Genomic DNA, 22,473 nt, shown 5'->3' on the forward strand with positions numbered 1-22,473 from the left:
TGCGCAGGCACCCGTAGCTCAGCTGGATAGAGCGCTGCCCTCCGAAGGCAGAGGCCAGAGGTTCGAATCCTCTCGGGTGCACCATTTTTCATCAACTGTCGTTGTGATCAGCCTCCTGAACGGGCTGAAATGACCATTCATCTATCGCAGGTCGTTTAGCGCTAAATCCCGGTTGTTGATTTAAGCGGGGAGCTTCGCACAAAAAAGCCGCCCTCACGCGAGGCCGGCTTTGCAGGGCAGTTACGGATAGCTTTAGTCTACCGACCCCAAGACCGTACAGGACCGCAATCCATGTGGACAAAGTTGGAGCTGGAATAACGGCCTACACCACCAGCCGAGCACGATACAGCAGCACGTGAAATCTGGCCAACGGAACGCGAGGCCAGGCGCAGATCGGCAGCTTGACCCTTCATGTGCAGGGAATTTTTAGCAACACCACGCGAGCGGGACCGCAACATCGCATTGGTTTTGGGGGAGCGGTAACCGGACAGCAGCATGTAGGGCTCTGAAATACCCATCAAATTGTGGGAGGCAGTCATAATGTCGATTGTGCGGGTGTCCATGTTGATGGAGCTGTTCTGCCGCCAGTCACGCATGAAATAATTGATCTCTTTCAGGGATTCTTTGATGTACTCGCCTTCGATCCAGTAGATCATGTCGATCTTCTCGCCGGTGCGGCCGGAATACATTTTCAGGCGACGGACATCACCTGCACCTTTGAGGAAACCGAAAGCTTTGGAGTAGACTGGAGCAGCCGTAAGTGTCGTTGCTGCGAATGCGCCCAAGATTGCACGCCGCGTGATTAATGCGGATTTGGTATTGCTCATGGTTATTGCCTGTCCCGTAGTTACCCTAGACCGCTGCCACGGCCGTCGTCTTTTTTGGTCCCCAGATGGGAACTCTATGCCACAACTTGATTCTTTTACCAAGTACACTCTGAAAGAGAGGCGTTAATAAGGTGAAAATAGGCGAAATTTTGCGCATTTGTCTTTGCGTTGCATCAAGTCGGAAGACTGCCCCGCAAGGGCCTAAACGGTGACCAAATCGCAACGTGGCAAAAAAAAGGCCGCTTTTGCTCGGGATTGTGAATGGACTCTCAGTGTGTGCTGAAATGTAGTCGGGCTAAATTGTGCTTAGTATATTGAGGTAAACTGCCATGACCCTTTCCCCGACCAGACGCTCGACGATGAAACTGATAGCCGCAGGCGCGGTCGGATTTGTTTTGCCAAATTTCATTGGTGCAGGCCGCGCAGATGCCGCTGTAACGGCACTTAAGCAGTCAATCGCCGAAGCCGCTGCCAAAGATGAGGCGCTGTCCGCGTTCTACCGCGAACGGAATTACAAACCTGTGTTTGTTGGCAAAGGAGACGGGCGTCGCCGTGGGGCGTTGCTCAAAGCGCTTGCTTCTGCTGGCGATCACGGACTGCCAACAGGGGCCTATGACGCCACTGGCCTGAAGGCCGCGATGAAAGCAGCGAAGACACCAAGTGACCGTGGCCGTGTGGAAGTGATGGCCGCAACGCGGATGCTGGAATATGCAGATCACTTGCGGTCTGGTGTTCTGACCCCGCGCCGGGTCGATAGCCTGCTGGTGATGGATGTGCCGCGCTATGACCGCGCGTCCACCATTGACGCTTTCTCAAAGTCAAACCCTGCCGCGTTTCTGAAGAAGATGGCTCCGCGCAAGCCGGAATATGTCCGCCTGCAAAAAGAGAAACTTCAGTTGGAAAAACTGCTTGGTAAGGGCGGTTGGGGCGACAAGGTTCAGGCAAAATCGCTGAAGCCTGGTCAGTCCGGTGGCGCAATTGTTCAACTGCGCAACCGTTTGATCCGCATGGGGTATATGCGGAAATCTGCCACGCAAAGCTATGATGCGAATATGCAAGCCGCGGTTCAGAAGTTCCAGATCAACCACGGGCTTTCGCCAGACGGCGTCGCGGGTGCATCGACAATTGCGCAAGTCAACAAGGATGCGCAGGACCGCCTACAGCAAGTGCTGGTGGCGATGGAACGTCAGCGTTGGAACAGTCGCCCGCTGGAGAAGAAACATGTCTGGGTAAACATTCCCGACTTCCACGTCGATATCATGAAAAACGGCAAGTCGACCTTCCGGTCGCGCGTGGTTGTGGGCAAGAACACCTCTGATCGCCGCACGCCGGAATTCTCCGACACGATGGAGTTCATGATCATCAACCCAAGCTGGTATGTTCCGCGTTCGATCGTAACGAAAGAATACCTGCCACTGATGCAGCGCAACAAAGGTGCCGCAGGTCAGCTTCAGATAATTGGTCGCAATGGCAAACCTGTCAGCCGCAGCTCGATCAACTTTTCGCAGTATAATGCGAAGAACTTCCCGTATTCGATGAAGCAGCCCCCATCGAAGGGCAACGCACTTGGGCTGGTGAAGTTCATGTTCCCGAACAAACACAACATCTACCTGCATGACACGCCGTCCAAGTCCTTGTTTGGACGGGAGTCTCGTGCGTTCAGCCACGGGTGTATCCGTGTTCATAAGCCGTTTGATTTCGCCTACGCGCTGCTCTCTTCCCAAGAAAAGGACCCCGAAGGGTTCTTCCAAACTGCGCTGCGCACCAGACGGGAACGTCGCGTTGACCTGCGCGAGCCGCTGCCGGTGCATATCGCGTATTATACCGCATGGGTCGACGCCAAGGGGCAGGCGCATTACCGCAATGACGTCTACAACCGCGATGCACAGATTTTCTCTGCGCTGAGCCGCGCCGGGGTTTCGCTGTGCTCGGTAGCAAGTTAAACCGATAACTACAGGTTTTCGGGCGCGTTGCGGGCGAACCGCAGCGCGCCTTTTCTTTTGTCGGAGCATGTCATGACCGAATTCACCCTGACCCAAATCGCGACTGCATTGGGCGCCACGCTGGAAGGCGACGGCGAAATTCGTGTGTCTGGTGCGGCTGAGCCAGCATCGGCTGGTAAGCACCACTTGGCTTTGGCAATGGATCCGAAATACGGTGATGGGCTTGCACAGGGCGCGGCTCAGGCCGCAATCTTGTGGCAAGGGGCAGACTGGCAGGCGCTAGGGCTGAAGGCGGCCATTTTCGTGCCGCGCCCGCGCTATGCAATGTCGGGCCTGACCACGTTGATGGACCCGGGCCCGGAGATCGAGCCGGGCATTCACCCCACCGCAGTTGTCCACCGAAGCGCAAAGATTGTTGACGGGGCGGCGATTGGACCGTTCGTGGTGATCGGTCGCGAGGTAACAATCGGGGCGGATGCCCGCATAGCATCGCATGTCTCGGTTGCGGAAGGATCAACTATTGGTCGCAATGCGCTGATATTGCAGGGTGTTCGGATCGGTGCACGCGTTCATATCGGCGACAACTTCATCGCGCAGCCGGGCTGCGTGATCGGTTCTGACGGCTTTTCCTTTGTCACCCCCGAAAAGAGCGGCGTTGAAAACGTGCGAAAGTCTCTGGGCGATCAGGGCGAGACTGCACAACAAAGCTGGACGCGCATTCATTCGCTTGGCGGAGTTCGCATCGGCAACGACGTGGAGATCGGCGCGAACTGTGCAATCGACCGCGGCACGATCCGCGATACCAGCATCGGGAACGGCACCAAGCTCGATAACCTCGTCCATATCGGGCACAACGTCCAAGTGGGTGATGATTGTCTGCTCTGCGGGCAGGTGGGAATTGCGGGCTCCTCGCGTATCGGGAACCGCGTCGTGATGGCAGGGCAGTGCGGGGTGAACGATAACATTTTCGTCGGGGATGATGTTATTGCCGGAGGGGCCACCAAGATATTTACCAACGCGCCTGCGGGTCGGGTTTTGCTGGGTTACCCAGCGGTAAAAATGGAAACCCATATCGAGATACAAAAATCCCTGAGACGGCTCCCTCGGTTTATGAAGTCTTTGAAACAAGACAAATAGATTGTAGTAAATCGCGCCCCGAATGCTTAAATCTCCGGCAACGCGAACAAGACCGAGGGTAGCCTTATGGCCGAGAGCGTCAAAGATCAGGTGATTGCCATCATCGCCGAACAAGCTGTTCTGGAGGTGGGCGACGTCAAAATGGACGCCACGCTGGAGGATCTGGGGATCGACAGCTTGGGACTCGTTGAAAGCATCTTTGCCATCGAGGAGGCGTTTGACATTTCGGTGCCGTTCAACGCAAACGACCCGTCCGCCAGCGAATTTGACATCTCGACAGTCAAGAGCATCGTTGGCGCTGTCGAAGGACTTGTGGCAGAGCAGAAGGCCTAGTGCGTGCATAGGGTTGTTATCACGGGGCAGGGCACCATCAATGCTTTGGGGGCTGACGTCGCGCAAACCCTGAACGCGTTCAAGGCGGGGCGTTGCGGTATTGGCGCGCTGGACATTCGCGACGTTGATCGTTTGGCAATCCAGATTGGCGGGCAGGTCAAAAAATACGACCCGAATGCTGAGTTCACCCGTCAGCAAATTGCCATTTACGACCGCTTTACCCAGTTCTCCTTGCTTGCCGCGCGTGAAGCCATTGGGCAGTCGGGCCTGACCTTCTCAGATCAACTGGCGGCGCAAGCCGGTGTTGTGCTGGGCACTGCGGGCGGCGGGATGAACACCCAAGACGAGAATTATCGCGCGGTCTATGAAGAGGGCAAAAACCGTGTCCACCCGTTTGTGGTGCCCAAACTAATGAACAACGCAGCCGCTGCGCACCTGTCTATGCAGTACAACCTGAAAGGCCCGTCCTTTACGGTCGCCACGGCCTGCGCGTCGTCCAACCACGCTATGGGGTTGGCATTTCAGTTCGTGCGGTCGGGTATGACCAAGGCGATGGTCACTGGCGGCTCCGAATCTATGCTGTGCTTTGGCGGTGTGAAGGCGTGGGAGGGCTTGCGGGTCATGTCTAAAGACGCCTGCCGCCCGTTCTCTGCCAACCGCAACGGGATGGTGCAGGGCGAGGGAGCGGCGATCTTCGTCTTCGAGGAATATGAGCATGCCAAGGCCCGTGGGGCCGACATATTGGCCGAAGTCATCGGGTTTGCCATGTCATCGGACGCAGCCGACATTGTGATGCCGTCTAAACAAGGGGCTGCGCGAGCGATCTCGGGAGCGTTGACTGACGCAGGGCTGAACCCGTCTGACGTGGCCTATATCAACGCCCATGGCACCGGGACCGCAGCCAATGACAAAACCGAATGTGCCGCTGTGGCGGATGTGTTTGGTGCGCATGCGGATCGCTTGATGATGTCGTCTACCAAGTCGATGCATGGCCACGTGATCGGGGGAACAGGGGCGATCGAGCTGCTGGCTTGCATAATGGCGCTACGCGAAGGCGTCGTTGCCCCGACAATTAATTATGAAGAACCCGATCCGGAATGCGCACTAGATGTCGTCCCGAACGAGGCGCGCGACGCCAAGGTCGATGTTGCCTTGTCCAACGCGTTCGCCTTTGGTGGCATGAATGCGGTTCTGGCGCTGCGAAAACCTAACTGAGCGGACGTGCAGCCTGCGCGCCGCGTTCGCGATACGGCGTCGTATCGTAATGCGCGCGATAGCATTTCGAGAAATGCGATGGTGACGCAAACCCGCAAGCCAGCGCCACATTGATCACGCTCATATCGGTCTGCATCAACAGGTTTCGGGCCTTTTGCAGACGGATTTCCATGTAATAACGCTTGGGGGACCGGTTCAGGTAGCGCCGGAACAACCGTTCCAGCTGCCGCGTCGACATGCCGACCTCTTTGGCGAGAAGGGAGGGGCTGATCGGCTCCTCCACGTTGATTTCCATCATCTGGATAACGCGGCTCAGTTTCGGGTGACGCACGCCGATCCGTGTGGGGATCGACAGTCGTTGCTGGTCTTGGTCGGTCCGGATTGAAGAATAAATCTGCTGATCCGCTACCATGCTGGCAACATCTTCCCCAAGATCTGAGGCGATAATCTTCAACATCAAATCAATGGAAGAGGTCCCGCCCGCTGTGGTCATGCGGTTGCCGTCCACGACGAACACGGATTTGGTCAGCTCCACATCTTCGAATTCTTCGGTAAAGCTGTCCTGATTTTCCCAATGAATCGTCGCGCGCTTGCCGTCCAGCAGCCCCGCGCGGGCCAAAACATAAGAGGCGGTACATAAGGCGCCGATAACGACGCCGCGTCTTGCTTCACGACGTAGCCAGTTCAACAGGCGCTTTGTCGTGGCTTCTTGAACATGCGTACCACCGCACAAGATAAGCGTGTCGTCGCGCTGAACTTCGACAAGATCCATGTCCAACTTGTAGCTGATGCCGGATGAACAAGAGATCGTATCCCCCCCTTCGCCAGCCAAGACCCATTCGTAACTACCTGGTCTCATGCGGTTTGCGATGCGCAGAGCGTCCACGGCACCAGCAAAACTGAGCATGGTGAAGTTTTCCATCAGCACGAACACGTAGCGTCGCGGCTTTAGTCGTCCCGTCTGAGCCGTGCCCAATGTGTCAGTATGAGCCACGCAGCGGACCTCCCAATCCTGAGGCCTCTTTCAAGAGGCCAAAAAACGACCTTGGCATGTCGATTCCGAAACTCAAGCCTTAGCTGAGTTTTCGACATTGGCAAGCCCTTCGCTGTGCGGTTATACACAGGGCTCAATACTGGTAACGCTATCATAGATGGAGCATATGACCATGGCACAGGCTTGGACTAAGTCGGACTGGCGCAACAAACCACGCGTGCAGATGCCCGATTATTTGGACGCAGACGCCCTTTCGGCCGTCGAGGCCCAACTTGCCAAGTATCCACCACTGGTCTTTGCAGGTGAGGCGCGGAAGCTTAGATCATCACTGGCCGCTGTATCGCGCGGGGAAGCGTTCTTGCTGCAAGGCGGTGACTGCGCCGAAAGCTTTGCGGAGTTCTCTGCTGACACGATCCGCGACACCTTCAAGGTGATGCTGCAAATGGCCATGGTCCTGACCTATGGCGCCAAGGTGCCTGTGGTTAAAGTCGGCCGCATGGCAGGGCAGTTCGCCAAGCCACGCTCGGCGCCAACAGAAGTGAAGGATGGCGTGGAGCTGCCCAGCTACCGTGGCGACATCATCAACGAGTTGGACTTCACACCCGAAGCCCGTATCCCGAACGCCAGCAAGATGCTGCAAGCCTACACACAGGCCGCCGCATCCCTGAACCTGCTGCGTGCATTCTCGACAGGCGGATACGCGGACGTTCACCAGGTCCATGCGTGGACATTGGGCTTCACCGAGGGTGAGAAGGCCGCCAAATACCGCGAGATGGCGAACAACATCTCCGCCGCGCTGGACTTCATGAAAGCAGCTGGTGTGACGCAGGAAACGGCCCACACTCTGCAATCGGTGGATTTCTACGTGTCCCACGAGGCGCTCTTGCTGGAATACGAAGAGGCGCTTTGCCGGATCGACAGCACCTCGGGGCTGCCGGTTGCAGGTTCCGGCCACATGATCTGGATTGGTGATCGGACCCGTCAACCTGACGGCGCCCACGTTGAATTCGCGCGCGGTGTGCAAAACCCGATCGGTTTGAAATGCGGCCCGACCACCACGCCAGAAGACCTCAAGGTTCTGATGAACAAGCTGAACCCTTCAAACGAGGCAGGTCGTCTGACGCTGATCGCACGCTTCGGCGCAGGCAATGTGGGCGAACACCTGCCACGCCTGATCAAAACTGTGAAGGAAGAGGGGGCAAACGTCGTTTGGACCTGTGATCCGATGCACGGAAACACGATCAAATCGTCGACCGGCTACAAAACGCGACCATTCGAATCCGTGCTGCGCGAAGTACGCGAGTTCTTCGCTATCCACGCATCCGAAGGCACGATCCCGGGTGGTGTGCATTTCGAGATGACCGGCAAGGATGTGACGGAATGCACCGGCGGTGTCCGTGCGGTCACAGACGAGGACCTGTCGGATAGGTACCACACAGCTTGCGATCCGCGCCTGAATGCGTCCCAGTCTCTGGAATTGGCGTTCTTGGTGTCAGAGGAGCTGTCGTCCTTGCGTGAAGCAAGAGAACGCGCGGCGGGCTAACGGCCTTCTGCAAAAATCTAGAAGGCCGGGCCACTGCGCCCGGCCTTTTTTATGCGTCCGGAGTATCCGTCACCACAAGCCGCAACTGTGGTCGGGGTTCTGCATCAAACGCCTCTTGCAACTCTGCGAATCCGGCGCGCAACGGTTCGGGCGTAGCTGGCATCTCGTCAGACTCGAATTCGCGGGTTTGTTCCCCATTGATCAGGCTGGTGACACGGGTTTCCAGAACACGAAAGCGCCTTGGCGCAAGACCGACGACACCTTCGGTAGTGAAGCACCCGATTGCCCGGTCGACGGTGCCACCGTCACTTTTCAGCGGCAGGATCAATAAACGTGCGCGCAGACATGTCCCATTCGAATCCTCGGAGGTCATCACGTATTCATGAATTTCAGGCTGGGTGAACACCCGCTCCAACATCGCGGAAAAGCGGGCACGGCTGGTTGGCGAAATAAACGAGCGTAGCGGCATGCCACGCACCTCCATCCCCATCAGGTCACTTAGGTGCATGCCCGCAAGGCGGAACCGGATCGCACCGGGCTGGAGGCGCTCCAGAATGAAGCCGTATTCCAAAGCGCCCGTGATTTCGCGCGGGTCAATCTCGGACCGCAGGGGAACCAACCGCCCTCCACGCAGGCTTTCCCAGTAGCCGCGCATCTCGCCGATTGCGGATATGTCGCGCTTGGCTTGATGTCGCCAAAGCGAAACGATCTCGGCGCTTGGCGATGTGGTGTTTCGGTGTTGCGTCATCTGTCTACCCCAGCAGCGGTTTGCGACATGGCCCCCCGGCCACATGGCACACCTGTACCTTTCAATCTCGTCGGTTGTTGTTGACCTCGCGGCTTGCTACCCCGAAGTTGCTAATCATTACCGTTGTCTTAATATGGCACATAGGTTGCCCTAAGTGGGTTTCTAAAGTGTTAATAGGTTAACCCGCTATGATCCGATCCATGACCGCCTTCGCCTCTGAAACCGGCCAAGCGTCCCAAACCTCTTGGGTGCTGGAGATGAGAGGCGTGAACGCCAAGGGGCTTGATATTCGTCTGCGCCTTCCCGAACGACTGATGCCGCAAGAGCAAGCCATCCGCGCAAAACTCACCAAAGCATTTGCCCGTGGCAATATCAGCATGACCCTGCGCCTTGATGAGGATGCCACTGCCAGTCCCGTGCATCTGGATGAGCATGTTTTGGAAAGCTACATCCTGTCCGCGATCCGCGTGCGGTCGATCGCAAAGAACAAAGGGTTGAAGCTGACGGAAGCAAGCGCAACTGACTATCTTGGGTTGCGCGGCGTCATGCGTGCCGACATGGACAACGGCCCGTTGCCAGAGGCCGAGATTATGCAAAGTCTGGACGCGGCAATCGCAGGGTTCTCGGCTATGCGGGCGTCCGAAGGGGCAGCGCTCGATGGAGTGTTGCGCCAGCAACTGGCACAGATCGCAGCGCTGACATCCGAGGCCGCGCAGCGCGCGGAGGCGCGCAAGGATCAAGTCGCGGCGACCCTGAAAACGAACCTGGCGCGGATCATGGATACCGCGGACGGCGCCGACCCGGACCGCATCGCGCAGGAACTGGCGCTGATGGCCGTGAAAGCGGACGTCTCGGAAGAGGTCGACCGTTTGACCGCACATGTGGCTGCGGCGGAAGCCTTGCTGGGCAGTGACGGCCCCGTAGGGCGAAAGCTCGACTTTCTGATGCAGGAATTCAACCGCGAAGCGAATACCTTGTGTTCTAAGTCAGGCTCGCCAGAGCTGACGCGGGTGGGCCTTGACCTTAAAGCCCTGATCGACCAGATGCGTGAACAAGTTCAAAACGTGGAGTAGCCATGACAGCCCGGCGCGGAATTCTGATCATCCTTTCGTCGCCCTCGGGCGCGGGCAAGTCCACACTGGCCGGGCGCTTGATGAAATGGGATGACAGTCTGTCATTTTCGGTCTCCGCGACCACCCGCGCGCCGCGCGACGGCGAACAGGACGGTCGCGAGTATTTCTTCCGCTCCCATGACGAGTTCCGCCAGATGGTCGATGATGGCGAAATGCTGGAGCACGCCGAGGTGTTCGACAACCTCTATGGCTCTCCGAAAGGACCGGTCGAGGCCGCAATCAGTGACGGGCGGGACGTCATTTTCGACATTGACTGGCAGGGGGGGCAGCAAGTGCGCAACTCTGGCTTGGCCGAGGATGTGGTGTCGATCTTTATCCTTCCACCGTCCATCGTGGAGCTTGAAAAGCGGCTGCGTTCCCGTGCGCAGGACAGCGACGAGGTGATCGCAGCCCGCATGAAGAAAAGCCGGGACGAGATCAGCCATTGGGCCGAATATGATTACTGCCTGATCAACCACGATATTGATGCTGCTGAACAAGAGCTTAAGGCGATCCTGACCGCCGAACGCTTGAAGCGGTCGCGCCAGCCGGGATTGATGACTTTGGTGCGCCGGCTCAACGATGAATACGAGGCCCGCCAATGACCCTTTACGCGCTCGACGGTGTTTCACCGCAACTGCCGGAGGGCGACGATTTTTGGATCGCGCCGGATGCGAACCTGATCGGGGATATCGAGATCGAGGAGGCGGCATCCGTCTGGTTCGGCTCGACGCTACGCGGTGATAACGAACGGATCACGGTCGGGCGCGGGTCCAACATTCAGGAAAACTGCGTGTTGCACACCGATATGGGATACCCGCTGGTGATCGGGGCAAACTGCACGATCGGCCACAAAGCCATGTTGCACGGCTGCGTGATTGGCGAAGGCTCTTTGATTGGCATGGGGGCCACGGTGTTGAACGGGGCACAGATCGGCAAAGGCTGTTTGATCGGGGCGGGTGCCTTGATCACCGAAGGCAAAGTCATCCCTGACGGATCTTTAGTGATGGGCGCACCGGGTAAGGTCGTGCGGGAGTTGGATGCGCAGGCCCAGAAAGGGCTGATCAACTCGGCCTTGGGCTATCAGGCAAACATGCGGCGGTTCCGCGATGGTTTGCAAGCGCTCTAAAACTCGTATCGCAACGAGACTGCACTGTCGGAATGTCCAGCCAGCGCAGTTTTTCCAAGTTGGGCCAACGCGTCTCTCAGCAAGATGAATTGTACTTGCGAAGGTTGCAGATCTGATGCGTCAACAGCGGGATTGATCAGCAGGTTCCATGTCGCGGGATCAAAGCGGATTTTGCTGCCATAGGCCTGCATTTGCCACTGCCCGCGGTCACATCGCAGAACGATTTTCCCACCTGCCGGAAGCGTCACCTCCAGACACAACACTGCGAGTAGCGCGATTTTTGCTTCCATCCGGCTGACATCCGATGTCGGCTCCCAGATGACCTGAATGCGTCCGGTGCCGTAACAATCGCTTAGCAATTTGACGATGTCTCCGCGCGCCATGCGCTGCCCACCGCTCGCAACCCCGAAGGCGAGCCGAAACAAGCGAACGCGGGCATTGGCATTTGCGATGCTCTCTTCGATCAGGCTAAGCTCCGGAGACGGGGGTAAGCCGGACATCATCAGCAATTCCATGCCATTGCTGATTGCGCCGATCGGACTAATGAGGTCATGACAGATGCGAGAGGCCAGAAGCGACGCAGTGTCTCTGAGGCCCTCTGGCTGCGAAACTGTATCAACGACGTGGGAGCGAGCTTTGTCGGACAATATGAACTCCTTGTTGGAACCCGGAATGCTGGTGCGCAATCCGGCCGAGCCCGATTGGGGCCTTGGACAAGTTCAATCTAACATAAACGGTAAACTTACGGTTAATTTTGAGAATATGGGCAAGATGACATTAGAGAGTGCCAAAATTGCACTAACCCTCCAATTCAACAGCTAACGCATTGCCCTTGCAGCATTGCTTTGGGAGGCGGGGGCGCATATTTGCTAGAAGCACCTGAAACCAAGCAGTCTGGCAAATGACCCAAACAGCCCCGCAGTTTGAAACCCGTCTAGCCAAGGACGAAGCCGACCTGCGGGCGTCGCAACATTTGCGATATCAGGTTTTCGTAGATGAACTCGGCGGCGATGGCGAGCATGTAGACCACGAATCCCAGCTGGAACGGGACGCTTTCGATCCTCACTTCGATCATTTGATCTTGCTGGATCATGCCCGCGCCGCCAGTGCAGGGCAGGTGGTGGGCGTTTACCGGTTGCTCAGATCTGACGCGCTGCCAGTTGGGCGCTCGTTTTACAGCGAAGGCGAGTACGATCTTGGCCCCCTGAAGGCCACCGGTCGCAGGCTGCTGGAGCTGGGGCGCTCCTGCGTGCATTCCGACTACCGTGGCGGCGCCGCAATGTTCCATCTGTGGCAAGGGCTTGCGCAATATATCGATACGCACAGGATCGAGGTGCTTTTCGGTGTGGCATCCTATCACGGAACGGATGTCGAAGCGGTCGCGCAATCCATGTCCCACCTGCATCACACGCATCTGGCTCCGCCGGACCTACGTCCGCGCGCGTTGGTTCATCAACGCATGGACCTTGTCGCGCCAGAAGATATCGACCGCCCGAAGGCGATGAAGGACACGCCGGCGTTGATCAAAGCCTATCTGCGCCTTGGGGGTATGGTGGGCGACGGGGCGTTTATTGATCATGAATTCAATACGATAGATGTCTGTCTGGTGATGGACACTGCGCGCATGTCGCAAAAGCACCGAGATATCTATTCGCGTGATCGCGACAGCAAAGGTGCTTTATGAGCACGTGGGACAGCGGCGAAGCACCGCCGAACCTGCGGATGGGGCTTTTCGCGTGGCTTAGGGTTTTCCTGCGCGGCGTACCGCTTGCACTGCTGGTGTTTGGCGGCCTTGCGGTCCTGCTTCTTGTTCGGCTGGTCGAGCGACCCATCCATGGATACGACCGTCCCTGGACACCGCATATCACCCAAGTCGTCTGCCGGACGTCGTTTTTCCTACTGGGGATCAAGTTTCGCTCCGAAGGTCAACCGATGACCGAGCGGGGCGCGGTCGTCTCGAACCATTGCAGCTGGCTCGACATCTTCTCGCTGAATGCGCGCAAGCGGGTCTATTTCGTCTCCAAGTCGGAAGTGGCCCGTTGGCCCGGTATCGGCTGGCTGGCACGCTCAACAGGGACTGTGTTTATCGACCGCGATCCGCGACAGGCACGTGCTCAAAAGGTGTTGTTCGAGAAGCGGTTGTTAGCAGGGCATAAGCTGTTGTTTTTCCCTGAAGGTACAAGTTCTGATGGAATTAGAATATTACCATTTAAATCAACGCTCTTTGCGGCGTTCTTCACGCCGGAGTTGCGCGACGTATTGTATGTTCAGCCCGTTACGCTGTCCTACCAATCACCGGACAATGCCGATCCACGGTTTTACGGGTGGTGGGGTGACATGGAATTCGCCCCGCATCTTTTGCAAACGCTGGCGGCATCTCCTCAGGGGCAAATCACGGTCACATATCACGGTCCACTTAAGGTATCCGAGTTTGACAGTCGGAAAGACCTCGCGTCCGCGTGTGAGAAAATCGTCCGATCGGGGCTGAAACTCAGCCCAGAGGCGCAAGCAAAGCTTTCAGCGCAGCGCTAGGGTCGTCCTCCCGCCAGATTTCTTCGCCAATGGCAAAGAAATCGGTGTAGGGCGCTAGACGCTCGATAGCCGCGATGTTGACCGCACCTTCGGCCACGATGGGCAGCTCGATCATTTGTGACCACCATTCGAACGCCTCGGTTTCGGCAATCTGGCCGTCCCCCAAGACAGTTTCACCAATCGGGCCAAGGGACACATAGTCAGCGCCACTTTCACCGGCACTCATGCCTTCGTGGCGTGACGGGCCACAGAACGCCCCGATCACCGCGTCTGGTCCGATTTCCTTGCGCACGTAGCGCACCGAGCGGGCACCATCGAGCAGGTGAACCCCATCAAGACCCAGCCGCTCGACCAGCAGGAAATGGCTGTCGATCACCAACGGGATGTCACGGGCATGGGCTTGTTCGCGTATCAGATCAGCGGCGCGCGCGATCTTGTCTTCGTCCTTGGTGGCAAGGCTCAGACGCAGGCACGCGATCTCGCAGGAATCCAGCACTCGTGACAAGGTGTCCGGAAAGCTCGACAGCTCGAATTCGGGCGGGGTGATAAGGTAAACCTGTGGGGTTTCCGGGCCCTCTTGGGCAGTCTCGTTCTGGGCCATGGTCGTCTCCGCCGTTGTTTGGCCCGTCATAGCGGGGGCTGCGGGCGCTCACAAGGGTGTTGCGGGGCGGCGCGCGCAGCCCTAAACCCTGCCTCACCCATAGATAGAGGCCACATGTCCGGTACCGACCACCAATCCCAAGCCCCATGGGGCGGCGCGCAACCCACGGTTGTGCTGATCGCGCCGCAAATGGGCGAGAATATCGGCTCTGCCGCGCGGGCGATGTGGAACTTCGAGTTGCAACGGATGCGGCTGGTCACCCCGCGTGATGGCTGGCCGAACCCCGCCGCCGTCGCCACGGCTTCGGGTGCGTCGCGGGTTCTGGATCATGTGCGCGTCTTCGACAGCACAGCGGATGCATTGGCCGACATGGACTATGTTTTTGCCACCACCGCGCGGTCCCGCGATCTGACCAAACCTGTGATGACGCCTGAGCGCGCGATGGAGCATGCGCGGGCGATGACAGCCGCAGGTAAACAAGTAGGCATCATGTTCGGGCCAGAGCGGGCAGGCTTGGAAAACGTCGACATCGCGCAGGCCAATGCGCTGATCTCGGTTCCGGTAAACCCCGGCTTTGCGTCGCTGAACCTTGCGCAATGCGTTTTGCTGGTCGCCTATGAATGGCGACGCCAAACAGGCGAGGACGCGCCGGAGGTGGTGGAGATGGCCGGAACGGAATTCGCCACACAAGTTGAGGTGGAGAAACTTTACGAGCATTTCGTTCAACGTCTCGACACGGCGAAATTCTTCTACCCTGATCACAAAGCGGATTCCATGCGGCTCAACCTGCGCAACATGCTGTCACGCCTGCCGATGACGCAGGCCGATATCCAGACGTTCCACGGAATGCTGCGACAGTTTGTGCGGTGGAAAGAACGCGGCGACTGACTTGTCGGGCTGGGCCTTGCGGCTTAGGTTGATGGCGAAATAACGAGGCACGATATGGCAGGCAAACGCAGCATTTTCGAAGAGGTCGAAACGGCCGAAAAACCCACCGCGCAACCGGGTGCGATTGACCGTGCGGCCAGCCGTGGAAACCGGCGTGGGATACGCGCTTGGCTGATGGTGCTGTTCGCGATGGTTGTGGTGATGATCGTCGTCGGTGGGCTGACGCGCCTGACCGATAGCGGCTTGTCCATCACCGAGTGGAAACCGGTGACGGGTGCCATGCCGCCGATGTCGGAAGCCGCGTGGGAAGCGGAGCTGGAGAAGTACCGCGCGATCCCGGAATACCAGTTGCAAAACAAGGGCATGAGCTTGTCCGAATTCAAGACGATCTACTGGTGGGAATGGGGCCACCGCCAGCTTGGGCGGGTGATCGGGCTGGTCTGGGCTGTGGGCTTCTTCTGGTTCCTGTTGCGCAAACAAATCCCAACGGGTTGGACGGGCCGTTTGGTCGGGATCGGGGCGCTTGGCGGGTTGCAAGGTGCGATTGGCTGGTGGATGGTGTCCTCTGGCCTGACGGGCGAGATGCTGGATGTCGCGTCCTATCGGCTCGCCACACATCTGGGATTGGCCTTTGTCATCCTTGGTCTGATCGCGTGGTATGTCTTCATGCTGGGGCGCACGGATGCCGAGCTGATGCAGGCCCGCCGGTCGGGGTCCTCCACGCTCACGATACTCACCAGCTGGCTCGTTCCGGTTGCCTATTTACAGATCATCGTCGGGGCGTTGGTCGCGGGTATCGACGCGGGGCGCACCTATACTGACTGGCCTTTGATGGCCGGGGACGTCTTTCCGACTCTTGCTTTCGAATACAGCCCTGTATGGCGGAATTTCTTCGAGAGCGAGGCGCTGGTGCAATTCAACCACCGCACGCTGGGCTATATCCTGTTCCTGCTGGGCATGTTCATCTGGTGGCGCTCACGCGGCGCGGCCAACCGCGCGGTGAAACAGGCCTTTGACTGGGTCGCCGTGATGATGTTCGGCCAGCTGGTTCTGGGCATCGGAACCGTTCTGTATGCGGCCCCCTGGCATCTGGCGATCATCCACCAACTTGGTGCGGTGGTCCTGATTTGCCTGATCCTGCGAGCTCGGTTCTTGAGCATTTACCCCACCGCTCAATCTGTAAGGACTTAACTCCATGTCAGCATATGAAGACCTGATGGCCCAAGACCGCACGACGCAAGCCCTTGCCTCGGTTGCGGGCCGCACGGGGTGGGATCAGGAAACGGTGATGCCTGCGGGTGCCGCCGAGTTGCGTTCCGAGGAAATGGCCGCGTTAGAGGCTGTCCTACACGCGCGGCGCACGGACGGACGGATCGGAGACTGGCTGGCAAAGGCCGAAGCGCTCGACGAGACCGGTGCGGCGATCCTGCGGGAGATGAAACGCTCTTACATGCGCAACACCAAGGTGCCGGAGAAGCTTGCCACCGACATAGCGCGTCACACCTCTGCGGGGCAGGGGATATGGGCCAAGGCGCGGGCCGAGGATGATTTTGAAGGCTTCGCACCAACTCTCAGCCGGATGATAGATTTGAAGCGCGAGGAGGCAGCCTGCCTTGCAAACGGTGGCGATCTCTATGACGCATTGCTGGACGATTATGAGCCCGGCATGACCGGCGCAGAACTGCAGGGCCTGTTTGATCGCATGCGCCCGCGGCTGGTCGATCTGCGCGCCCGTGTTCTTGCGGCGGAGGCGCCTGCGCCATTGAACCGCGCGTTTGACGAGGCGGGGCAGATGGCCTTGTCCGCCAAACTGGCGGAGGCCTTCGGATATGATCTGACACGTGGACGGATTGACAAAGCGGTGCATCCGTTCTCCAGCGGCTCCGGCACTGATGTGCGGATTACCACCCGCACCAGTCCGCGCGATCCGTTCAACTGCTTTTACTCCACGATCCATGAGGTTGGTCACGCCTGCTACGAGCAAGGGGTACGGGCCGAGTATGCGCTGACGCCACTTGGGGCTGGCGTGTCGATGGGCGTTCACGAAAGCCAGTCGCGAATTTACGAAAACCAGCTTGGCCGCTCGCGCGCATTTACAGGTTGGCTCTATGGCCAGATGCGGGACCAGTTCGGTGACTTCGGGGTCGCGGATGAGGAGGCGTTCTATGCCGTGGTGAACCGGGTGGGGTCTGGCTACATCCGGACCGAGGCCGACGAGGTGCATTATAACCTGCACGTCATGTTGCGCTTTGATCTGGAGCGGCAGCTGATTTCCGGCGCATTGGATGTCGCGGATTTGGAAGATGCGTGGAATGCGCGGTTTGAAGCTGATTTCGGAGTTGCGGTCGACAAGCCGTCAAACGGCGTTCTGCAAGATGTGCATTGGTCCTTCGGGCTGTTTGGCTATTTCCCGACCTATAGCTTGGGCAATGTCTATGCGGGGTGCCTGTATGCGTCTTTGCGTAAGGCGGTTCCATCGCTGGATCAGGACTTGTCTCGTGGGGATACATCCGCGGCAACGGCGTGGTTGAAGGACAACTTGCAACAACATGGCGGGCTGCGCGCTCCGCGGGAAACCATCGAGTATGCCTGTGGTTTCGCGCCGTCAGAGGAGCCGCTGCTGGCGTATCTCGAAGACAAATTCGAATCGCTTTACGGCGTCTGAGGGAGCCTCCGGCGGAGGTATTTTGAAGCAATGATAGGAGATGCCGCGCCCGATTGGAGGCGCGGCATTTGTTTATTCGGCGGCGATTTTGATGACGGGTTCCATGCGGGCCAAGATGTCATCCGCGAGGTGGCATTTGACTTGATGGCCTTCCGCCAAGGTCCGCACTGGCGGCACGTCTTTTTCGCATAGCCCACCCGGCACCTGATCCTTCCAACGGCAGCGCGTCTGGAACGGACATCCGGGGGGCGGGTTCATGGCCGAGGGAATGTCGCCTTCCAGAACGATATGCTGTTTTTCGACCGAGGTATCGGCGATGGGGACAGCCGAGAGCAGCGCTTCGGTATAGGGGTGATAGGGTGGCTGGAAGACCTGATCCGTCGTGCCCAGTTCAACCACATGGCCGAGATACATGACCATAACGCGGTCGGCCAGATAGCGGACGATGCTCAGGTCATGAGAGATGAAAAGCAGGGTGGTTTTGTTCTCGCGCTGGATTTCCATCAACAGGTCGGTGACCGCCGCCTGAACCGATACATCGAGTGCCGACACAGGTTCATCCGCCACCACGATCTTGGCGTCACCGGCAAAGGCGCGGGCGATTCCGACGCGCTGTTTTTGTCCGCCGGACAATTGTCGCGGCATGCGGGTGGCGAATTCGCGGGGCAGTTTTACGAGGTCCAACAGTTCCAACATGCGTGTTTCGCGGGCCGCCTCGGTGTCGCCGATGCCGAAGATCTCCAGCGCCCGAATGATTTGACGCCCAACGGTCATTGATGGGTTCAGCGTGTCGAACGGATTTTGGAACACCATCTGCACGTTGGAGATTGTTTTGGTGTCGCGATCTTCAATCGAGACGTCCTGAATCTCCTTGCCGTGGAGCAGGATTTTGCCTTCGGTGGCTGTCTCCAGCCCCATCAAAACCTTGGCAAAGGTGGACTTGCCGCAACCGGATTCCCCAACGATTGCAAGGGTTTCGGACTCGCGCGCCTCGAAGCTGAGGGTTTCGTTGGCCTTCACCACTTTCTTGTTGGCCCCGCCGAATAGGGCTGAGGCGGCGACCTCGTAATATTTCTTGAGGTTGTCCATCTTGAGGACGACTTCACCGGGTTCGGGCTTCTCGGTTTGCGCCCCGATCTCAATCGGTGCGTTCCAGTCGATTTCCTCGATGCGCAGGCAGCGGGAGCCGTGGCGGTCATTGCCCCTGATCTTGTGCATCTTGATGTCGCCCTGATCGCACAAGCCCTCCTTGAAGTAGTCGCAGCGCGGGCCGAAGTTGCACCCCTGAGGGCGCTCGTGCGGCAGGGGGAAGTTGCCGGGGATGGCGACCAGCGGGCGCGAGTTTTTGTCGGCGCCCGGAAGCGGGATCGAGCGGAACAGCGCCTGCGTATAGGGGTGCTGCATGTCGTCGAAGACGTCTTCGATGGAGCCGGTCTCCACCGCCTCGCCGGAATACATCACGCAGATGCGGTCGCAGGTTTCCAAGACCAGCCCGAGGTTGTGCGAGATGAACAGCATCGACGTGCCGTATTTCTTGCCAAGGTCCTTGACCAGCTCGACCACGGCGGCCTCCACGGTCACATCCAAAGCGGTCGTCGGCTCGTCCAAAATCAGCAGAGAAGGCTTTGACATCAAGGCCATAGCGATCACGATGCGTTGTTGCTGGCCGCCGGACAACTGGTGGGGAAAGCTGTTGAGGATACGCTTGGGGTCAGGGAGTTTGACGTCGGTGACCACCTCCAACGCGCGCTCATAGGCCTCTTTTTCGGAGGTGCCGAAATGGATCATCGGCACTTCCATAAGCTGCTTGCCTATGCGCATGGCGGGGTTGAGAGACGCCATGGGTTCCTGATAGATCATGGCAATCTCGGAGCCGCGGATGTTGCGTAATTCCTCCGGACTCATCTGGCCAAGGTCTTGACCTTTGAACTTGATGGAACCGCCGACCACGCGGCCGTTGACGCCCAGATCCTGCATGACGCCGAGGGCTACGGTGGACTTGCCGCAACCGGACTCGCCGACAAGGCCCATGGCTTCGCCGGGTTGCACGATGCAAGAGAAATCCATCACGGCGGGTATCTCGCGAAGGCGGGTGAAGAAGGAAATCGACAATTGGTCGATTTCCAGAATCGGGCCGGAATAGGTCTCTGCGTCAGCCATTTTTGCGGCCTCCCTGAGTTGGTTTTTTCGGCACTGAAGGCCGGTCGGCAAAGCGTCGGCAAAGTGTCGGCTTTTTGTCGGGCATGATATCAGTCCTTCAGGGATTCTTCGCGCAGCCCGTCGGCCAGCAGGTTCAACCCCAGAACGAGGCTCATCAAGGCGATGGCAGGTACGATCGCGGGATGCGGATAGATGCTGAGCAAGCGTCGGCCTGCGTTGATCGTCGTGCCCCAGTCGGGGCTTTCCGACGACAACCCGAGACCAAAGAAGCCCAAGGTGCCCAGCAGGATGATGGTGTAGCCGATGCGCAGACAGAAATCGACGATCAGCGGGCCGCGTGCGTTGGGCAGGATTTCCCAGAGCATGATGTACCAAGGGCCTTCACCACGGGTTTGCCCTGCCGCCACGTAGTCACGGGTTTTGATGTCGAGGACCAAGCCACGTACAATCCGGAACACGGTGGGGGAGTTCACGAAGACCACCGAGACGAACACGATCAACACGCCGCCATCAATGGAGATCAGCCCGAGCGGGTCTGCATCCCACGCCATGCCAAGGTAGATGTACCCACCGATCAGGATGGTCAGCCCGACATAGAGGTTTCGTTTGGGCGGTTGGGTGAAGTAGCGCGAGTCGAACAGCACCACGAGGAACACCAGCGGGAACAAGAACAGGATCGAGGCGAGGATCGTTGGCACGCGCCAGATATACTCCGTTCCCGGTATAGCGATACCCGCGGCGCGAATTTCTGGTGTGACCAGCAGGAAGAACAGCAAGATCACGGGGAAGGCCAAAACGAGGTTCGCCATGAAGCTGATGATGGTGTCCAGCTTGCCGCCGAAATAGCCCGCCGGTAGCCCCAGCGTGATGCCGACCATGAAGGCAAACAATGTGGCCGCCGGTGCGATGACCAACACGACCTGAGAGCCTTTGACCATGCGCGAGAACACGTCACGCGCGAGGTTGTCGCCCCCAAGCAGGTAGTGGGTGTAGTCGCCCTCTGCCGCGCCACGCAGCGGCGTGCCGGGGAGCTTGTTCTTCATGCCGGAGACCTGACCCAGCGGATCATGGGTGATGATCAGGTCCATGGCCACGAAGATGGCGGTGAAGACCCAGAACATCACAATGGCGAAGCCGAACATGCCGATGGGGCTGTCGAAGAGTTTGCCATAGAGGCCCAGCTTGCGCTTGTAGGTGATCGACAGGAAGAAGGTCACGGCGAGTGCGATCCAGACGGGCAGGAAGCGAACGCCCAACTCGCCCAGAATTCCAGCGGTGCCGTAAGGGGTCACGATACCTGCCAGCAGGTAGATCATACCGAGCCCCAATGTGGCGACGGCGGTCGGTAGGATGAAACGCGCCAAGGATTCAGAATGCGGCGCACTCATGACAATTCCGCCAGAGGTGGTGCTGAACGCGGCTTGTACGTTCTCGTAAGCACTGACCAGCAAGTAACCGGCCACGGCGAGGATTAGTCCCAACACAGCAAGTGCGAAGAGAGGGTTCAAAAGGGTGCCTAGCGCACCAGTCCAAGTGAGCGGCTCCATTATGAAATCCTAATGCGTGGGTTGAGGAACACGTAGCCGATATCCGAAATCAGCTGCGTTACGAGAACGACGATCACCGCGACGACGGAGCCGCCGAGCAGAAGGTCGATATCGTTGTTCGAGGCCGCCTGAACCAGCATCCAGCCGAAGCCTTTGTAGTTGAACAAGGTCTCGGTGATGACGACGCCGGTCAGCAGGTACGGGAATTGCAGCATGATGACGGTAAACGGCGCGATCAAGGCGTTCCGCAAAGCGTGCTTGACGACGATATTGCCGAAGCTGACACCTTTGAGCCGCGCAGTGCGCACGTATTGCGCGGTCATGACCTCGGCCATGGAGGCGCGGGTCATGCGGGCGACATAGCCGACCCCGTAGAGCGCGATCGTCGCGACGGGCAGGGTGATATTGGCCCATGTGAAGTCCTCCATCGCGGAGGTGGCGGAGCCTTTGAACCATTTGAGGCCGAAGGCGGAGGAGGCGAACACGGCGATGAAGATCACACCGGAGACATATTCGGGCGTCGCAGACGAGGCGATGGAGAAGGTGGACAATGTTCGATCCATCCGACTGCCTTCGCGCATCCCTGCAAGGACGCCGATAATCAGGGCCGCGGGGATCATCACGGCGAAGGCCAACAGGGCGAGCCATCCGGTCAGCCCCAAGCGTTTCGCGATTATCGAACCTGCGTCATCCTTGAAGACCGACGAATAGCCCCATTCCCCCTGCAACACACCGCAATAGCGTGGTGCTGTCTCGGCGGTGTTGACGCCTTCGCGGATGCACTTGCCGGTGGTCACGCCCTCATCGTTGGTAGTGACATGGTTGGGCAACACACCCAGCCAGCGCCCGTATTTGACGGGCAGGGGGGCCATGTAGCCCTCTCGGGTCAGGTAGCTGACCACGGCCTCGTCGGACATGCGGAAGTTGCCTTGGGTTTTGGCGAGCTTTTCAAGGTTGGGGTAAAGATTCGTCATAAAGAACACGATGAAGGTCAGGCAAAAAGCCGTCAGCAGCATCACGCCTACACGTCGTAGGATGAACATTCCCATGTGATTGGGGTCCCTGTCTGTTTGGCCGCGACATGTGCGCCCTTCTGGGC

Annotated in this window: 22 protein-coding genes and 1 tRNA gene; 15 read left to right on the forward strand and 8 right to left on the reverse strand. The window is 58.4% G+C overall.

All coding sequences use genetic code 11. The features are described 5' to 3' along the window. Nucleotides 1-7: 7 nt before the first annotated feature. Nucleotides 8-84, forward strand: a tRNA-Arg gene (locus BDE40_RS04860). Nucleotides 85-257: 173 nt separating this feature from the next. Here BDE40_RS04860 and mepK read toward each other — a convergent pair. Beyond that, nucleotides 258-827, reverse strand: coding sequence for a peptidoglycan L,D-endopeptidase MepK (gene mepK / locus BDE40_RS04865; RefSeq protein ID WP_211342398.1), 570 nt, complete (start codon nucleotides 825-827; stop codon nucleotides 258-260). 329 nt (nucleotides 828-1,156) lie between these two features. On the opposite strand from mepK, the gene BDE40_RS04870 reads away from it, so the two are divergent. The 4 genes from BDE40_RS04870 to BDE40_RS04885 all read left to right on the forward strand — a co-directional run bounded on the left by BDE40_RS04870 (nucleotide 1,157) and on the right by BDE40_RS04885 (nucleotide 5,455). Next, nucleotides 1,157-2,770 carry a L,D-transpeptidase family protein gene (locus BDE40_RS04870; RefSeq protein WP_134013325.1) on the forward strand — a complete coding sequence of 538 codons (1,614 nt, stop codon included), beginning with the start codon at nucleotides 1,157-1,159 and terminating at the stop codon, nucleotides 2,768-2,770. A gap of 72 nt (nucleotides 2,771-2,842) precedes the next feature. Further along, the gene (gene lpxD / locus BDE40_RS04875; protein ID WP_134013326.1) at nucleotides 2,843-3,907 is read left to right on the forward strand and encodes a UDP-3-O-(3-hydroxymyristoyl)glucosamine N-acyltransferase; all 1,065 of its coding nucleotides are present in this window, start codon (nucleotides 2,843-2,845) and stop codon (nucleotides 3,905-3,907) included. A 66-nt stretch (nucleotides 3,908-3,973) separates the two neighbouring features. Then, nucleotides 3,974-4,240, forward strand: a complete 267-nt coding sequence (locus tag BDE40_RS04880; RefSeq protein WP_134013327.1) for an acyl carrier protein — start codon at nucleotides 3,974-3,976, stop codon at nucleotides 4,238-4,240. Nucleotides 4,241-4,243: 3 nt separating this feature from the next. Beyond that, nucleotides 4,244-5,455: a beta-ketoacyl-[acyl-carrier-protein] synthase family protein gene (locus BDE40_RS04885; RefSeq protein WP_134013328.1), complete on the forward strand. Its 1,212-nt coding sequence runs from the start codon at nucleotides 4,244-4,246 to the stop codon at nucleotides 5,453-5,455. Here the strand turns inward: BDE40_RS04885 and BDE40_RS04890 are convergent. Beyond that, a complete protein-coding gene (locus BDE40_RS04890; RefSeq protein ID WP_246030359.1) occupies nucleotides 5,448-6,449 on the reverse strand; it encodes a GlxA family transcriptional regulator in 1,002 nt (333 codons plus the stop codon). The genes BDE40_RS04885 and BDE40_RS04890 overlap by 8 nt on opposite strands. A 172-nt stretch (nucleotides 6,450-6,621) precedes the next feature. On the opposite strand from BDE40_RS04890, the gene BDE40_RS04895 reads away from it, so the two are divergent. After that, entirely contained in the window at nucleotides 6,622-7,992 is a 1,371-nt protein-coding gene (locus BDE40_RS04895) for a class II 3-deoxy-7-phosphoheptulonate synthase (RefSeq protein ID WP_134013772.1), read from the forward strand. Nucleotides 7,993-8,041: 49 nt separating this feature from the next. On the opposite strand, the gene BDE40_RS04900 is transcribed toward BDE40_RS04895, so the two are convergent. Further along, nucleotides 8,042-8,740 carry a PAS domain-containing protein gene (locus tag BDE40_RS04900; protein WP_162848030.1) on the reverse strand — a complete coding sequence of 233 codons (699 nt, stop codon included), beginning with the start codon at nucleotides 8,738-8,740 and terminating at the stop codon, nucleotides 8,042-8,044. Nucleotides 8,741-8,928: 188 nt separating this feature from the next. Here BDE40_RS04900 and BDE40_RS04905 point away from each other — a divergent pair, with 188 nt between their 5' ends. The 3 genes from BDE40_RS04905 to BDE40_RS04915 are packed head-to-tail and all read left to right on the forward strand — an operon-like array spanning nucleotide 8,929 to nucleotide 10,981. Continuing rightward, on the forward strand, nucleotides 8,929-9,813 hold the full coding sequence (locus BDE40_RS04905) for a YicC/YloC family endoribonuclease (protein ID WP_134013330.1): 885 nt from the start codon (nucleotides 8,929-8,931) through the stop codon (nucleotides 9,811-9,813). 2 nt (nucleotides 9,814-9,815) lie between these two features. Beyond that, entirely contained in the window at nucleotides 9,816-10,457 is a 642-nt protein-coding gene (gene gmk, locus BDE40_RS04910) for a guanylate kinase (protein WP_134013331.1), read from the forward strand. After that, on the forward strand, nucleotides 10,454-10,981 hold the full coding sequence (locus BDE40_RS04915; RefSeq protein ID WP_134013332.1) for a gamma carbonic anhydrase family protein: 528 nt from the start codon (nucleotides 10,454-10,456) through the stop codon (nucleotides 10,979-10,981). Before gmk ends, BDE40_RS04915 begins: the two co-directional genes overlap by 4 nt. Here the strand turns inward: BDE40_RS04915 and BDE40_RS04920 are convergent. Continuing rightward, nucleotides 10,978-11,628 (reverse strand): histidine phosphotransferase family protein, encoded by a 651-nt coding sequence (locus BDE40_RS04920; protein ID WP_134013333.1) that lies wholly within the window; start codon nucleotides 11,626-11,628, stop codon nucleotides 10,978-10,980. The two genes, BDE40_RS04915 and BDE40_RS04920, sit on opposite strands and share 4 nt — an antisense overlap. A 1-nt stretch (nucleotide 11,629) precedes the next feature. On the opposite strand from BDE40_RS04920, the gene BDE40_RS04925 reads away from it, so the two are divergent. The 3 genes from BDE40_RS04925 (at nucleotide 11,630) to olsA (ending at nucleotide 13,513) form a co-directional block, all read left to right on the forward strand. Continuing rightward, on the forward strand, nucleotides 11,630-11,803 hold the full coding sequence (locus tag BDE40_RS04925; protein WP_134013334.1) for a DUF3553 domain-containing protein: 174 nt from the start codon (nucleotides 11,630-11,632) through the stop codon (nucleotides 11,801-11,803). Nucleotides 11,804-11,882: 79 nt separating this feature from the next. Then, nucleotides 11,883-12,665 carry an L-ornithine N(alpha)-acyltransferase gene (olsB, locus tag BDE40_RS04930; RefSeq protein ID WP_134013335.1) on the forward strand — a complete coding sequence of 261 codons (783 nt, stop codon included), beginning with the start codon at nucleotides 11,883-11,885 and terminating at the stop codon, nucleotides 12,663-12,665. Continuing rightward, complete coding sequence (olsA, locus tag BDE40_RS04935) at nucleotides 12,662-13,513, forward strand: lyso-ornithine lipid O-acyltransferase (protein ID WP_134013336.1); 852 nt, start codon at nucleotides 12,662-12,664, stop codon at nucleotides 13,511-13,513. Before olsB ends, olsA begins: the two co-directional genes overlap by 4 nt. Here olsA and BDE40_RS04940 read toward each other — a convergent pair. Further along, the gene (locus BDE40_RS04940) at nucleotides 13,473-14,114 is read right to left on the reverse strand and encodes a thiamine phosphate synthase (RefSeq protein WP_134013773.1); all 642 of its coding nucleotides are present in this window, start codon (nucleotides 14,112-14,114) and stop codon (nucleotides 13,473-13,475) included. The genes olsA and BDE40_RS04940 overlap by 41 nt on opposite strands. Nucleotides 14,115-14,228: 114 nt before the next feature. On the opposite strand from BDE40_RS04940, the gene BDE40_RS04945 reads away from it, so the two are divergent. From BDE40_RS04945 to BDE40_RS04955, 3 genes are read left to right on the forward strand one after another with little or no spacing between them, the layout of a single operon-like run. Beyond that, nucleotides 14,229-15,002 carry an RNA methyltransferase gene (locus tag BDE40_RS04945; protein ID WP_121025022.1) on the forward strand — a complete coding sequence of 258 codons (774 nt, stop codon included), beginning with the start codon at nucleotides 14,229-14,231 and terminating at the stop codon, nucleotides 15,000-15,002. A gap of 54 nt (nucleotides 15,003-15,056) precedes the next feature. Beyond that, nucleotides 15,057-16,193: a heme A synthase gene (gene ctaA, locus BDE40_RS04950; RefSeq protein WP_134013337.1), complete on the forward strand. Its 1,137-nt coding sequence runs from the start codon at nucleotides 15,057-15,059 to the stop codon at nucleotides 16,191-16,193. Nucleotides 16,194-16,197: 4 nt separating this feature from the next. Then, nucleotides 16,198-17,667 (forward strand): carboxypeptidase M32, encoded by a 1,470-nt coding sequence (locus BDE40_RS04955; protein ID WP_134013338.1) that lies wholly within the window; start codon nucleotides 16,198-16,200, stop codon nucleotides 17,665-17,667. Nucleotides 17,668-17,739: 72 nt separating this feature from the next. On the opposite strand, the gene BDE40_RS04960 is transcribed toward BDE40_RS04955, so the two are convergent. The 3 genes from BDE40_RS04960 to BDE40_RS04970 all read right to left on the reverse strand — a co-directional run bounded on the left by BDE40_RS04960 (nucleotide 17,740) and on the right by BDE40_RS04970 (nucleotide 22,423). Beyond that, nucleotides 17,740-19,827, reverse strand: a complete 2,088-nt coding sequence (locus tag BDE40_RS04960; RefSeq protein ID WP_134013339.1) for a dipeptide ABC transporter ATP-binding protein — start codon at nucleotides 19,825-19,827, stop codon at nucleotides 17,740-17,742. A gap of 89 nt (nucleotides 19,828-19,916) precedes the next feature. Beyond that, nucleotides 19,917-21,374 (reverse strand): ABC transporter permease, encoded by a 1,458-nt coding sequence (locus BDE40_RS04965; RefSeq protein WP_134013340.1) that lies wholly within the window; start codon nucleotides 21,372-21,374, stop codon nucleotides 19,917-19,919. Next, on the reverse strand, nucleotides 21,374-22,423 hold the full coding sequence (locus tag BDE40_RS04970; protein WP_134013341.1) for an ABC transporter permease: 1,050 nt from the start codon (nucleotides 22,421-22,423) through the stop codon (nucleotides 21,374-21,376). Before BDE40_RS04970 ends, BDE40_RS04965 begins: the two co-directional genes overlap by 1 nt. Between the last annotated feature and the right edge of the window lie 50 nt (nucleotides 22,424-22,473).

The sequence above is a fragment of the Litoreibacter halocynthiae genome, assembly GCF_004365635.1.
In the GTDB taxonomy this organism is placed as follows: domain Bacteria; phylum Pseudomonadota; class Alphaproteobacteria; order Rhodobacterales; family Rhodobacteraceae; genus Litoreibacter; species Litoreibacter halocynthiae.